Below are 14,063 nucleotides of genomic sequence, written 5' to 3' on the forward strand. Positions count from 1 at the left end.
ATCGCGGCCTGACGCTGGCCCAGTTTTGGCTTCAAGATTGACTGCCCTGCAAGGCCGTTTTTACACGGCCAAGACCCGGAGCCGACATACCAGGCCACTCTCCTTAACTCGGCCGGCCCATGCTCTTCAGCGACTACGGTCCTCACTCACTGCTGCCAAGGCAAGGCCTAAACTGTGAAGAATGGTCCGAAATCGGTTGTACGATGGACCGCGCACTACCCACCGCATGTGCGCAATTGTATTATGAAGTTTTCTTCATCCGATTCGAAGGCGTCGAGCCATGACCGTTTTGCGGAAAATCTGGTGGGTTGGCCATAAGGTTCTGATTTTCATTGGCATCGCCGCGATGATAGGTGTCGGCGTTTACATTGGACGCCCCCCGGAAAAAACAGGCAATCAGCCGGATTTCATCGGCTCAGAGCAGCAGAAAAAGCGTCTCGCGGTTTTTCTCGATGGCACCTGGAATAGCATCGGGACAAACACAAACGTATGGCGCATGCGAGCGCTATGCGCATCGAAAGGAAGCGATGGCAAGCCGCAGCTGATCTACTATGGGCTGGGCGTAAACGGCTTCATCGGAGGGGCTTTTGGCCAAGGCCTCGATGAGAACATTCGCTCTGCCTACGAATGGCTAGTTGAGAATTACAATGCTGGCGATGAAATCTTCATCTTCGGCTTTAGCCGCGGCGCCTACACTGCGAGAGCATTAGCTGGTTTGATCGCAATCGACGGCATTTTGAAAGCCGGGTCGCCCATAGGTGTCACAGAACTGTTTGATCGCTATAGGCGAGCGGATGAGCAAACCATCTGGACGCTAAGAGACATGGAGGCTGCGCACTCTGAGAAGATAGACGATCAAGAGCGATTGCTTTTGAAATACTCTCAGCTCGCTTACGTCAACTTCGTCGGAGTTTGGGACACCGTTGGATCGATTGGCATCGAAGCAGGTGACTTTACAGGTATCAGCAGTTCGAAATTTGATTATCTGCAAACAGGGTTACGATTGCCGATCCTCAACGCATACCATGCGTTAGCCATCGACGAGCACCGAAAAAAGTTCGTTCCGACTATTTGGGACGTCCATCGTACGGACCCGACCGACATCATTAGGCCGCCGCGGCGAGCACTGACGTCAGTCGAGCAGCGCTGGTTCGCAGGTGCTCATGCAAATGTCGGAGGAGGCTATCCGACTGACTTGCTTCCTCAGGCATCCTTGCTGTGGTTGATGAAGAAGGCAGAATCGCACGGACTTGCGTTCCGGTCTGAGGTTCAGCTGGACGGAGATTTGCTTCGTTCGCCCGTGGTCGATTCGTATGGTCCATTTCTTTTGGGGATCTACAAAATATTCGAAGGAGCCTACTACCGTCCGATAGGACAGCCGCCCCAAGTGCGCGATGATGGCGCTCATATCAATGTTAACGAGACAATCGATGTCAGCGTTTTCGATAGGTGGCGCAAGGATCCATCGTATCGGCCAAAAAATCTTGTCGAATGGTCACAGCGGAAGAAGGTAGACCCGGCAGCTTTGCAGACTTCTGTGCGAGCTGACGATCCAAATGTTCAGGTTGGAGATCAACAGACGAGATGATGCCAAAGTCGAGAGCAATGCGGCTCTAGCGTGAGCAGCGCGTGTGCAACTTCGGCGCCGCGACCATCCGAAGGGCGATTTTGCGTTGCAACGGTCGACACAGTTGACACACGGCCGAGCTCCCATGGCCATTGCTCTGCTTGTGGCCCTTTTGCGGACGATCTGGACCCGAAAATCCATTTCTCAGATTGAACCCTTAACAGACATGGCTCTTCTGCGAGGGAGATTGCAGCCGTCCCAGTGGAGCGCGAGCGGCCTTAACGAACGAAAAGAGCACGTATCTGGTGCGGTTTCTGGTGCGGTAGTCGCGCTAAGGGCAACGAGAACCCAGTAAGTTGTTGATCCTCTTGGTGGGCCCGGCAGGACTCGAACCTGCAACCAGACCGTTATGAGCGGCCGGCTCTAACCATTGAGCTACAGGCCCCGCCGCCTTGCGGGCCGCGGGGCGCGGCCGGCAACGGTGCGGGCTCCGTTTACAGGGTGACCGCGGTTTCGGCAATGCCGCCCCCGCTTCCCTGTGCCATCGCCGCCGGGCCAGCCACGTCTCGCGGCTGGCATCGCTGGAACAGCGGCCGGCAGCCATCTTGCCTGGCCTTCGTCTCCCTGGCGACCGGCGCCTCAATCCACCGAGACGCCGGCGAACTCGACGACTTTGCGCCATTTCTCGGTCTCGTCGGCCACCAGCTTGCCGAATTCGGCCGGGGCCATCGGCTTCGGGATGCCGCCGACTTCGGCGAGGCGCGCCACGAGCTTGGGATCCTTCAGCGCTTCACCCACCGCCTTGTTGAGGGCATCGACGATCTCCGGCGGGGTGCCCTTCGGCGCCGAGATGCCGTAGAAGCCGACCGCCTCGAAGCCCGGGACGGTCTCGGCGATCGCCGGCACGTCGGGCACGCCCGCCCAGCGCTGCGGCGAGGTGACGCCGAGCGCGCGGACGCTGCCGCCGCGGGCCTGCTCCAGCGCCGACGGCAGATTGTCGAAGATCAGCTGCACCTTGTTGGAGATGATGTCGGGGAAGGCGATCGCGGATCCCCGATACGGCACATGCAGCATGTCGCACTTGGTCATCGCCTTGAACAGCTCGGCCGACATGTGCACCGAGGTGCCGTTGCCCGAAGAGGCATAGGAGATCTTGCCGGGATTGGCCTTGCAGTAGTCGATGAACTCCTGGACGGTCTTCACCGGCATCGCGTTCGAGACCACCAGCATGTTGGTGAGCTGCATGATGCTCGCGACCGGGGTGGTGTCGCGCAGGAAATCGAACGGCAGCTTTTTGTAGAGCGAGGTCGAGATCGCGTTGTTGGGCGCGACGAACAATAGCGTATAGCCGTCAGCCGGCGAGTTGATCGCAGCGGCGGCGGCGATGTTGCCGCCCGATCCGGTGCGGTTCTCGACGATGAATTGCTGGCCGAAGTGATCCGACAGCCACTGGCTCATGATGCGGGCGACGATGTCGACCGGGCCGCCGGCGGCAAACCCGATCACCCAGCGTACCGGGCGGTTCGGATAGTCGGATGCGGATGAGGGGGCAATCGAGGCGAGGCAGCAAATCAAACCAAGCAAGGCAGCACGCGCGAACCGGATCATCGTCTCTCCCGTCATTTTCTTGTGACTGTTGCCGGCATGGTTTCACAAAACGCTGGCTTTGCCTACGACGTCGCCCGTGCGACGATAGTCGGGTTCGTGTGGAATGCTTGAGGCTCGGGATGAAATTCGCTGTTATGGTGTGCGCCGGCGCGCTGCTGCTCGCGGGCGGGGCGGCGGCGCAAGAGGGGAGCAAGACCATTTCCAAAACCACGATCAGTTTCGCCACGGCGACGCCGGGTGGCGGCTTTCCGCTGTATGGCAATGCCTTCGCCGAGGTGATGAATGCGGCCGACCCGACGCTGTCGATCGAGCCGCGCAACACCAAGGGCTCCAATGAGAACATCCCGCTGCTCGAGGCCGGCAACATCGATATCGCAACCGTCGCCGGCGAGCCGTCCTATGAAGCCTTCATGGGCATCGGCCGGCCGAAGGCCACCAGGCTGAAGATCCTCACCGCGATGTATTCGAGTCCCGGCATGTTCGTGGTGCGGGCGGACAGCCCCTACAAGACGATCCAGGATCTGGTCGGCCAGCCCGTCGCGTTCGGCGCCAAGGGTTCCGGCCTGCCGATCCTGTCGCGCTACATCCTCGACGGCATCGGGCTGAAGCAGGACGAGGACTTCAAGTCGATCTATCTCGATCGCGCCGGCGACGGGCCCGCGATGGTCGAGGACGGCCGCACTGCCGCACTGTGGGGGGCCGGCATCGGCTGGCCCGGCTTCACCAAGGTGGCCGAGAGCGCCAACGGCGCGCGCTTCATCGCGCCGACCACGGACGAGATCGCCCGCATCCGCGCCAAGCACACTTTCCTCAAGCCGCTGACGATCCCCGCCGGCAGCTATCCGAAGCAGACCGCGGCAATCTCTTCGGTCGGCTCCTGGAGCTACATCCTGGTGCGCGAGACCTTGCCCGACGATGTCGCCTATCGGCTGGCGAAGACGCTGCACGGTATCGAGGCGACCTTCTGCAACAAGCTCGCTCAGGCGTGCGAGACCACGGCGGCGAACACCGTCGCCGCCGCGCCCGATATCAACCTGATCCACCCCGGCGTGCTCAGATATTTCCGCGAGATCGGGGTAGCGAAGTGACCTCTGCATGGACGCGTCATCGCGTCCCTGCAGAGGTCATTCCGGGGCGATGCGTCAGCATCGAACCCGGAATCTCGAGATTCCCCGGTGCGCAATTGCGCACCTGCGGTCTGGTGCTTGCGCACCATCCCGGAATGACGACCTTCGGTCGTCACTTCTTCGCCATCGCGCAGGCCGGGTCCGGCGGGCCGAACGCGTCCTCGCCGGAGATCTTGGCCAGTATCTTGTAATAGTCCCACGGATATTTCGACTCGGCCGGGGTCTTGACCTGCACGAGCCAGAGGTCGTGTACCATCAGATTGTCCTCGCGCAGCTTGCCGTTGCGGGCGAAGAAATCCTCGACCGGCTTCTCGCGCATCTTGGCCGCGACCTTGAGCGAATCGTCGGTGCCGGCATCCTTGATCGCGTTCAGATAGGCGGTCACGGAGGAGTAGACGCCGGCCTGCCACATCGTCGGCATCCGGTTCATCTTGGCGAAATAGCGCTTCGACCACTCGCGGGTCTTGTCGTCCATGTCCCAGTAGAACGAGGTGGTCAGCAGCAGGCCCTGCGCGGCCGACAGCCCGATCGAATGGATGTCGGTGATCAGCGCCAGCAGCGCCGCCATCTGCTGCCCGCCGGCGAAGACGCCGAACTCGGCGGCGGTCTTGATCTCGTTGGTGTTGTTGGGCGGTCCGCCGGCAATGCCGATGATCTTGGCCTTCGAGGCCTGCGCCTGCAGGATGAAGGACGACAGATCGGGCGTCGCAAACGGCGGCCGCACCGCGCCGAGCACCTTGCCGCCGTTCTTGGTCACGATCGCGGAGGCGTCCTTCTCCAGCGAGTGGCCGAACGCATAATCGTCGGTGATGAAGAACCAGCTGTCGCCGCCGCGCTTCACCACCTCCTGCGCGGTGCCGACCGCGAGCGCCCTGGTGTCGAACACCCACTGTATCGCATAGGGCGAGCAGAACTTGCCGTGGAAATCGGTCGCGCCGGTCGAGTGCGTGATGAACAGCTTCTTCTTCTCGTTGGCGATGTTCTGCACCGCGAGCCCGACCGCCGAGACCGGCACGTCGACGATGAGGTCGACCTGATCGACGTCATACCAGCGTCGCGCGATGGTCGCGCCGATATCCGGCTTGAGCTGGTGATCGCCGACGATCACCGAGATTGGCTTGCCGAGCACCTTGCCGCCGAAATCGTCGACGGCCATCTGCGCGGCGGTGACCGAGCCCTGGCCGGTCGGCGTCGAGGCGGGGCCGTTCATGTCGGTCAGCACGCCGATCTTGACGATGTCGTCGGATACCTGCGCCGATACGGTCGGGGAGGCCAGCAGCGCGGCTGCGAGCGTCCCGAACATGGCTAGTCTGGTGGCCTTCATTCTGTCTCCCTCCTGAATTGGCGCATTGGCCATTATTGGTTGTGCCGGGCCTTCGGGGGCCCGGTCATATTGGTTTCTTTTGCAACTATATTGGGGGCCGCGTCAACGCGCCATCGGTCTAATGACGCAGCCCCGGTGCGGCGAGAGGCAGTTTCTTTCGGGGCCGATTCAGTCCATAGCGGGCCATGGTCACCGCCCAGCGCCTTCCGCCTTCGCTCACCCCGCTCGATGCGGCACTGGCTGCCATGCTGCGCGACGTCGGGCCGGTCAAGCCGATCGCGTTGCCGCCGGCCGACGCCTTGCGCTGCCTTGCGGCCGAGATGCCGGCCTTGCGCGCCTACCCGCCGCACGATGTCGCGGTCAGCGACGGGTGGGCGATGCGCGCCAATGACCTGGTCGGCGCGTCGTCCTATGCGCCGTTGCCGCTGGCCGAACCTCCGGTCTGGGTGGCGGCAGGCGCCGCGATGCCTGAAGGCACCGACTGCGTGGTCGATGCCGATGCCGTCGATACCTCCGGTCCGCTTCCGCAGGTGCTCGCCGAAGCAATCCCGGGACAGGGCGTCAGGCGTGCCGGCAGCGACATCGCCGTTGGGCGCACCGTGATCGCAGCAGGGGAGCCGCTGCTGCCGCGCGGCCTGCTGCTCGCGCGCGCGGCCGGACTGCAGGTGTTGCGTGTGCGACGGCCGCGGCTTCGCATCGTCAACGTCGCCAATGGTGAGCTGACCGCACAATTGATCGCCGACACCGCGCGCCTTGCGGGCACTGAGGTCGTCGGCATCGAGGCGGCACCCGATGTGGCGGCGATTGCAAACGCACTCGATACCGACGGTTGCGATTTGATCATCACGATCGGGGGCACCGGTGTTGGTCACACCGACGCGACAGTGAATGCACTGGCATCGCGCGGCACGCTGATCGCGCACGGCATCGCGCTGGAGCCCGGGCGCACCACGGCGATCGGACGGATCCATACAACGCCGCTCGTCGCCTTGCCGGGCGCGCCGGATCAGGCTTTCGCGGCCTGGTGGGCGATTGCGCTTCCCCTGCTCGACCGCCTGTCGGGTCGGCGCTCGCGCAAAACGCTGGCGCTGCCGCTGGAACGCAAGATCGCCTCCGGCGTCGGTGTTGCCGAGGTCGTGCTGCTGATACGCGAGCAAGGTTCCTGGGCGGCGCTTGCGACCGGCGACCTGTCGCTCGATGCCATCGCGCGCGCCGAAGCCCTGCTGATCGTGCCCGGCGCCGCCGAGGGCTTCGCTGCGGGCACGGTGGTCGATGCCTATATGTTGCGGGAGTGAGTTCCCGAGATGACCAACAGCTTCATGCCGAAACCCAATCCGTCCGTCGAGCAGGACCAGTTCCTGACCATCCTGTCGCGCGAGGAGGCGCTCGCACGCTTCGAGGCGGCGCTGTTCCCGCGCCAATTGCCGTCGGAGAGGCGGCTGCTCGCCGATGCGCTCGGCCGTGCGCTGGCGGAGGACGTGGTGGCGCCGATCGACGTGCCGCCATTCGATCGCTCCAATGTCGACGGCTTTGCGGTGCGCTCGGCCGATCTGGCGCGCGCCGGCGAGGCCGCGCCGGTGCAGCTCGCGCTGAACGACGAGACGATTTCGTGCGGGACTGCGCCCACCCTGCCGGTGCTCCCGGGTACTGCAACTGCGATTGCGACCGGCGGTCCGGTGCCGCGCGGCGCTGATGCCATCGTGATGGTCGAGCACACTCAGCCTGCCGGCCACGGCACCATCGAGGTCCGGCGTGCGGCGTCGCCCGGCCAGTTCGTGTCCTATGCCGGCTCCGACATCGCGCGCGGCGAGGCGCTGCTGCGCGCGGGAACGATGATCGGGTCGCGCGAGATCGGCATGCTCGCGGCCTGCGGCATCGCCGAGGTTGCGGTGACGCGCCGTCCGCGCGTCGCAATCCTCTCGACCGGCGACGAACTGGTGCAGCCGGGTGAGACGCTGCGGCCGGCCGCGATCTACGACACCAATGGTGCGATCGTCACCGCCGCGATTGCCGAGAACGGCGGTGACGCGGCGTTCCTTGGCGCGATCGCCGACAACGAGGCAATGCTCGAGGCCGCGATGCGCAAGGCGCTGGCGGACAGCGACATGCTGGTGCTGTCGGGCGGCACCTCCAAGGGCGCGGGCGACGTCTCGCACCGGATCATCGCTCGCCTCGGCAAGCCGGGCATCATCGCGCATGGCGTGGCGCTGAAGCCGGGCAAGCCGCTGTGCCTTGCGGTGTGCGACGGCAAGCCGGTGGTCATCCTGCCCGGCTTTCCGACCTCGGCGATGTTCACCTTCCACGACATGATCGTGCCGGTGCTGCGCCGGATGGCCGGGCTGCCGCCGCGATCGGATGCCAAGGTGGCGGCGAAGGTGCCGGTGCGCATCGCCTCCGAGCTCGGGCGCACCGAGTTCGTGATGGTGTCGCTGGTCGAGGGCGCCGACGGCCTGATCGCCTATCCGAGCGGCAAGGGTTCGGGCGCGATCACCTCGTTCGCGCAGGCCGACGGCTTCCTGAAGATCGAGGCGTTGGCCGACCAGCTGCCGGCCGGCAGCGAGGCCGAGGTGACGCTGTTCACGCCGCATGTGCGGGTGCCCGATCTCGTCATCGTCGGCAGCCATTGCACTGGACTAGATCTCGTCACGGCGCCGCTGGCGCATGCCGGGCTTGTAGTGCGCTCTATCGCGGTCGGCAGCCTCGGCGGGCTCGCGGCCGCCAAGCGCGGCGAATGCGATCTCGCCCCGATTCATCTGTTCGACGACAAGACCGAGACCTACAACACGCCGTATCTGGCCGACGGGCTCGAGCTGGTGCCGGGCTGGCGGCGCATGCAGGGCATCGTGTTTCGCAAGGACGACACGCGCTTTGCCGGCCTGAGCGCAGAGCAGGCGGTGCGCGCCGCGCTCGCCGATCCCGCCTGCATCATGGTCAACCGCAACCAGGGCGCCGGCACCCGCATCCTGATCGATCGCCTGCTGGCGGGCAGCCGGCCCGACGGCTACTGGAATCAGCCGCGCTCGCACAATGCAGTTGCGGCCGCGGTGGCGCAGCACCGCGCCGACTGGGGCATGACCATCGCGCCGGTCGCGGCAGCCTCCGGGCTCGGTTTCATTCCGCTTGCCGAAGAGCATTATGACTTCGCATTGGTGACGGCGCGCAAGCAGCGGCCCGCGGTGCAGGCCTTTCTCGATGCACTGGCGTCGGATGAAGGACGGGCCGCATTGACGAAGGCGGGGTTCAGGCCGGCGTAGCGTGAGTGTTGGCGTGTGCATGGCGCGCGCGAGTGCCGCAGCAATCACTGCTGTCGTCCCTGCGAAAGCAGGGACCCATAACCACAGGCCTCTGTTATTGAACTGAGCTGTGGCCCCAGCGCTGTGCAACAATCACCATTCGTGGTTATGGATCTCGGCTTTCGCCGGGACGACGATGGGGATAGCTCGATTCAAGATGTCAACCAGCGCGGTGTCATCACCCGCACATGCATGCGCGGGTGATCCGGTATTCCAGAGACGTCGATGCTTGAGCCGCGGCGTGCCGGATCGCCCACAAGCGCGGGCATGACACCGGGGAGAATGAGAGCACACGACTCCTTCCCCACGTCGTCCCTGCGAAAGCAGGGACCCATACGCCGCGGCGGGCGTTGCAGGCAGGACTCGTCGTTCCAGCATCACGTAACAACTTGCATTTGTGGTTATGGGTCCCTGCTCCCGTGCGCAATTGCGCACTAGGCAGGGACGACACTGAATGTGTCGCGCGGCCAGAGGGTCACATATCCGCGTTCTCGCGACATGAATTGTCCTGCCGGATGCACCCTGATCACTCGCTTAGCTTGCGGTCCAGGAAGTCGACGTAGGAATTGTCCGGGTCCAGTTTGACGGCCAGGCGAAGCGCTGCTCGGGCGGCGGACTTGTCGCCGTCGGCCGTGGCCTTGTGCTCATCCAGGATCGCATTGGCCACCGTGCGCGCGGTGTCGAGACGGGACCTGTCGATGGAACGGTCGGCAAGATAGGCTTCCACCGGCTCGCGGAGGCGCTTCAGCTCGTCCACGCTGACCGAACTCAGCGGATACCAGTTGTAATATTCGAGACGCGGCCGATCATCCGTGAGGCTCGGCACATCCCCGACAAAGGCCGCGAGTTTGTCATCGGCGGCGATGAATGTCGCCAGGAAATCCTCGGGCGAGCCGAGGCCGTTTGCCGTCAGGTCTTCAGCCACCGCGGGCTTCGACATGCGCATGGCGAGCTCGCGCGGATCGATGTTCAACGGTTCATCGGAGGCGATCGCCACGCCTTCCATTCTGGACGGCAGCCACAGCGAGACATGCTTGAACTGGCCCATCATGGCCTTGAGTATCATCTTCGGAAGAATGCCGCGGTTGAAATCCAGCGGCACCCATTGCGCGAGAACGCCGCCGGGACGCATCTTCTGCTTTGCCAGCGCATAGAATTCCTCCGTGTAGAGGTTGATGACGCCGGCATCATGAGGCGGTGGCGGCTCGAGCGTGATGACGTCAAATGTCTCCTTGGTCCCCAGCAGGAAGTGGCGCCCGTCCGCGACGATCTGATGGACTTTGGGGTTTTGATAGAATTGCTTGTTGATCGGCACGAAGTGGGGCGCGAATTCGAAAACCGTCGATGCCAGATCCACCGCGTCGATGGATTGCAATTCCTCATGGGTGCTGACCGCTCCCACCGTGGTTCCGGTCCCGATGCAAATGACGACAGCCGTTTCAACCGGGCCCTGGTGCAGCAGAATGGGATAGTGCCCCATCGCGGCCATGTAGCGTCTGCCCTCGGGACGGTTGTTGGCGTAGCTCTTCGAATTCACCACCAACTGCTGATAGATGCCCGCCGCCTTCTCGCGATACTCGACCACCGCAAAGGTCGCTTGCCGGGTTTCCCGCAACTCGAGCACATTGGCGCCTTCGATCGCGGTCAGGACCCGCTCCAGATAGTGCGGGGTGAAGAGCAACAGAGCTACGGCGATGACGCTCGCGGCGATCGTCCCTTGCCGCCACAGGCTCCTTTCTCTCAGAAGATCCGGTTGCGACACCGTCGTCGCGACGAACAGCAGGACGTTCACGACAATCAGCGCGGTGAGCGCGCCCTGGCTGCCCAGACAGGGGATCAGCAGAAACCCCGCCGCCAGCGAGCCCACGACGCCGCCGATCGTGTTCAAGGCGTAGAGCGTGCCGATCCTGCGGCCCAGCGCGCTCATCTGCATCACGGTCAGTTCGCTGGCCAGCGGAAAGCTGATGCCGATCAGCGTCGTCGGCAGCAACAGGGCAACAGCGCAGACCAGGAAGAATGAAACGTCACCCCCCAAGAGCTCCTGCACCGGGACTGGAAGCAGGCCAGATACGACGGGAGACAGCGCTACTCCCATGGTCCGCGCCTTGCCGAGTATTCCGACGGTCAGCGTGGCCGCAACCGCGATCAGCAGCTGCGTCACGGCGAAGTATCGCAGCAACTGATCCTTGCGGGGGGCAAGCAGTTTGGCGCAGATCAGGGCGCCGATCACGAGCCCAAGCAGGTAAACGCCGAGCATGCCCGAGAATGCGTAGACACTCGAGGTGCTGACATTGGTCAGGAATCGGAACCAGACGACCTCATAGGCGATCGACACAAAACCGGAGCACGCGAAAATCCAGATCAGGATCGACGTCCTGTCACGCGCGGTCGCGGCGGTTTGCACCGGCGCCCGTGCCGCAACCGGCAAAAGCGGGCTTGCGCCGCGCGCAACGAACAGGGCCACAACGCCGACGCAGATATACAGCGCTGCCGCAACCAGGCTCGATCCTGCGATGCCCCAAAGGCCCATCAGCACAAAGCCGACAACCAGGGTGCCGATGGCGGCGCCCAGGGTGTTGAACCCGTAGAGCAGACCGATGCGATTGGCGAGGTCGGTTTGTGCGCGGGTCAGGAATTTCACCAGGAAGGGCAGGGTCGCGCCCATCAACATCGTCGGCAGCGACAGGATGGCGAGCGACACGGCGACCATGAGAGGCAGCCGGAATGGCGACTCCAGGTCCAGCATCGGTGACAGCCAGCCCACCCATGTCGGCCAATGCGACAGGAACGCGGTGACCGCGAGAGAAACGAGGGCGAGGGCGAGTTCGAGAAACCCGTAGATTTTCAGGGGGCGGCTGACGGTGTCGGCGATCCGGCCTCCCAGGGCGCTGCCCAGCGAGAGACCGAAAAAGAAGCTTGCCACCGTGACGCTGACGGAGACGGTCGCGCTTCCCAGCACGAATTGCAGTTGCTTGAACCAGAGAACCTGCAGGATCAGCGATGCCGCGCCCGATGCCAAAAAGATCGCCGTGACCAGAACCCGGTTTGTCAGGCTTACGGCGTCTCGAACGCCACCACGATTGCGCACTGGACCGGTCTCCCTTTGAACGGGAGAACAGGTAAGGCAAATGCTCTTAATATTGCCTTATGGCGGAGCGGCGCTGCACGGCAGCCGAATCGCGTTGAGATTGCTAGGAAAATTGTCGTTTGGCGGATGCTTGCCGGGGCCGAGCGATCGCGCTGTGAGAGGGCCTGTGCGTTGCGGATCCGGCTCAGTGCCGCATGGCCGTCTCCACGAACTCCAGCACGGAGCGCGGGACCTCTTCGTATTCGACGAAACGGCGCCGAAGCTCGTCGGCAATGTCGGTCGTGACGTCGCGCGACCATCCTTCATTGGTATTGAAGGCCACGATGCGGACCGGACGGCTGTACTGATCGTCCAAGAGGCGCCGGATCAGCGTTTTCCGGTCAGTGCCTTCTTCATCGGTTTCGCTCCAGGCACGACCCAGTCGGCCAAAATCGTTCAGCACCAGATAGGTGTCGTGGTCGATTGAATGCGGCACAATCGAAGGTGAGCGAGGCATACATGGTCCTCCACGGTGCACATTATCGTGTTCCGATCGCCCTGCGCATTGGAAATTTTGAGGTAAATCCGGTGGATAGCGGGATCGCGCGTCGTCAGACGAAGGATGCAGTGGCTCCCTTGGAGCAAAGCGTCCCGTCGCTGGTTATCTCTCATCACCGACATGGGCCCTGTTGCTGACGTCGGTGGTTGAGCGACCGATGGGGCTCCCACCCGCTCGAGGAGCGGAGCGATGTTAAGAAGGCTTCGTTTTAGGAATACAACGCTGGAAGAAGTGCTGGCAGTCGATACGCAGCGGCCGCGGAAGAGGCTGCGGATGCGTGACCAGCCCCCGAGAGAGAGCCGGTCAGCAAGGCTGGCCAAGCCGGGGCGGCCGGTCAGTCAACGAAACGACTGACCCTGCGGGATAGCGCGCCGCGCGGGGCGAGCCCGACGCTGCCAAGCCTTACTTGGTGAGCCCGGCTTGAGTGAGCCGGATTTGGATGAGCCCGGCTTGCGCGCCGGCCCCTGAACTGGTTCGCCGATTGCGGCGACCAACCCGTCATGGCACTCGACACCGTCAATTTTCGCAAGGTCGCCGCGCTCGTCGCGGCGGCCGGCACCTTGTTCTGGCTCTACACCTTCTACGCCATCGCCCATGTGCCGCCTGGCGACAGCACCGGCTTCCAGTGGCTGGCGGTGTTTCCGCTCGGCATGGTGTTCGGCCTGTTCTTCCTGCCGGCCTGGCTGCTCGTCGCCATCGGCCGATTGCCGAGATTCACCGCGGCGCTTGGGATCTGTGGCCTGATCGCGTTCGCGGTGCTGTGGGCACAGCTGCTGCAGGAGTTTCCGAGGGCTGTCCTCTAGCGAGCCAGTCGATCCGCATCCGCCGGCAAGCCTGGCATGACATTGCTCCAAGGCTGATATAAGCAGTGTTGGGCGCAAGTCGCGGCTTTCCGTCGTCACGGCTGGTCCCGGCCATCCATGTCGGGCGGAACAGCAGGCATGGATGCCCTAACGATTGGTATGTCTTCGGAGACGCGTATGAAAGTGATTGGCCTCGCGGGCTGGAGCGGTGCCGGCAAGACCACCCTGCTGTCGCGGGTGATCCCCTGCCTGCTGGGCCGCGGCCTGCGCGTCTCCGTGATCAAGCACGCCCACCATGAATTCGATGTCGACGTGCCCGGCAAGGACTCCTGGGTGCACCGGCAGTCCGGTGCGACCGAGGTGCTGGTGTCCTCGACGCGACGCTGGGCGCTGATGCACGAGCTGCGCGGCGCCGACGAGCCGCGGCTGCCGGAGCTGCTCGCCAAGATGGCGCAAGTCGATCTGGTGGTGGTCGAAGGCTTCAAGCGCGAGGCGGTCAACAAGATCGAGGTGTACCGCGCCGCCAACGGCAAGCCGCTGCTGTTTCCCGACGACCCGCGCGTGGTCGGGATTGCCAGCGACGTCGCCGTTGCAACCACGCTGCCGGTCGCGCATCTCGACGACATCGAGGACGTTGCCGAATTGATGCTGCGCGCCGCGATTCCTGTCGACGACGTGCTCGCGTCGGCTCCGGCCGTAGGCTGACGTGGATGAG

The 14,063-nt window shown here is 63.7% G+C and carries 10 protein-coding genes and 1 tRNA gene; 6 read left to right on the forward strand and 5 right to left on the reverse strand.

Annotation, left to right across the window (positions count from 1 at the left end; all coding sequences use genetic code 11):
• The first annotated feature begins 280 nt into the window (after window positions 1-280).
• Window positions 281-1,588 carry a DUF2235 domain-containing protein gene (locus IF803_RS27915; protein ID WP_461194215.1) on the forward strand — a complete coding sequence of 436 codons (1,308 nt, stop codon included), beginning with the start codon at window positions 281-283 and terminating at the stop codon, window positions 1,586-1,588.
• 348 nt (window positions 1,589-1,936) lie between these two features.
• On the opposite strand, the gene IF803_RS27920 is transcribed toward IF803_RS27915, so the two are convergent.
• Together IF803_RS27920 and IF803_RS27925 are read right to left on the reverse strand one after the other, a co-directional pair.
• Window positions 1,937-2,012: transfer RNA gene (locus IF803_RS27920), tRNA-Ile, on the reverse strand.
• A gap of 194 nt (window positions 2,013-2,206) precedes the next feature.
• On the reverse strand, window positions 2,207-3,175 hold the full coding sequence (locus IF803_RS27925) for a Bug family tripartite tricarboxylate transporter substrate binding protein (protein WP_304496571.1): 969 nt from the start codon (window positions 3,173-3,175) through the stop codon (window positions 2,207-2,209).
• A gap of 119 nt (window positions 3,176-3,294) precedes the next feature.
• Between IF803_RS27925 and IF803_RS27930 the strand changes: the two genes are divergently transcribed.
• Entirely contained in the window at window positions 3,295-4,263 is a 969-nt protein-coding gene (locus IF803_RS27930) for a TAXI family TRAP transporter solute-binding subunit (protein ID WP_461194216.1), read from the forward strand.
• 151 nt (window positions 4,264-4,414) lie between these two features.
• Here the strand turns inward: IF803_RS27930 and IF803_RS27935 are convergent, their stop codons facing one another.
• Window positions 4,415-5,626, reverse strand: coding sequence for an ABC transporter substrate-binding protein (locus IF803_RS27935; protein ID WP_461194217.1), 1,212 nt, complete (start codon window positions 5,624-5,626; stop codon window positions 4,415-4,417).
• A 185-nt stretch (window positions 5,627-5,811) separates the two neighbouring features.
• Between IF803_RS27935 and IF803_RS27940 the strand changes: the two genes are divergently transcribed.
• The gene (locus IF803_RS27940; protein WP_461194218.1) at window positions 5,812-6,921 is read left to right on the forward strand and encodes a molybdopterin-binding protein; all 1,110 of its coding nucleotides are present in this window, start codon (window positions 5,812-5,814) and stop codon (window positions 6,919-6,921) included.
• 9 nt (window positions 6,922-6,930) lie between these two features.
• Window positions 6,931-8,880, forward strand: a complete 1,950-nt coding sequence (locus IF803_RS27945) for a molybdopterin biosynthesis protein (RefSeq protein WP_461194219.1) — start codon at window positions 6,931-6,933, stop codon at window positions 8,878-8,880.
• Between the two features lie 565 nt (window positions 8,881-9,445).
• Here IF803_RS27945 and IF803_RS27950 read toward each other — a convergent pair.
• Both IF803_RS27950 and IF803_RS27955 read right to left on the reverse strand, forming a co-directional pair.
• The gene (locus tag IF803_RS27950; RefSeq protein ID WP_461194221.1) at window positions 9,446-12,007 is read right to left on the reverse strand and encodes a fused MFS/spermidine synthase; all 2,562 of its coding nucleotides are present in this window, start codon (window positions 12,005-12,007) and stop codon (window positions 9,446-9,448) included.
• 184 nt (window positions 12,008-12,191) lie between these two features.
• Window positions 12,192-12,503 carry a hypothetical protein gene (locus tag IF803_RS27955; RefSeq protein ID WP_016847487.1) on the reverse strand — a complete coding sequence of 104 codons (312 nt, stop codon included), beginning with the start codon at window positions 12,501-12,503 and terminating at the stop codon, window positions 12,192-12,194.
• A gap of 542 nt (window positions 12,504-13,045) precedes the next feature.
• Here IF803_RS27955 and IF803_RS27960 point away from each other — a divergent pair.
• Both IF803_RS27960 and mobB read left to right on the forward strand, forming a co-directional pair.
• Window positions 13,046-13,348 (forward strand): hypothetical protein, encoded by a 303-nt coding sequence (locus IF803_RS27960; RefSeq protein ID WP_461194222.1) that lies wholly within the window; start codon window positions 13,046-13,048, stop codon window positions 13,346-13,348.
• A gap of 159 nt (window positions 13,349-13,507) precedes the next feature.
• On the forward strand, window positions 13,508-14,053 hold the full coding sequence (gene mobB / locus IF803_RS27965; RefSeq protein WP_461194223.1) for a molybdopterin-guanine dinucleotide biosynthesis protein B: 546 nt from the start codon (window positions 13,508-13,510) through the stop codon (window positions 14,051-14,053).
• The last annotated feature ends 10 nt before the right edge of the window (window positions 14,054-14,063 follow it).

This window comes from Bradyrhizobium sp. UFLA06-06, from assembly GCF_054820065.1.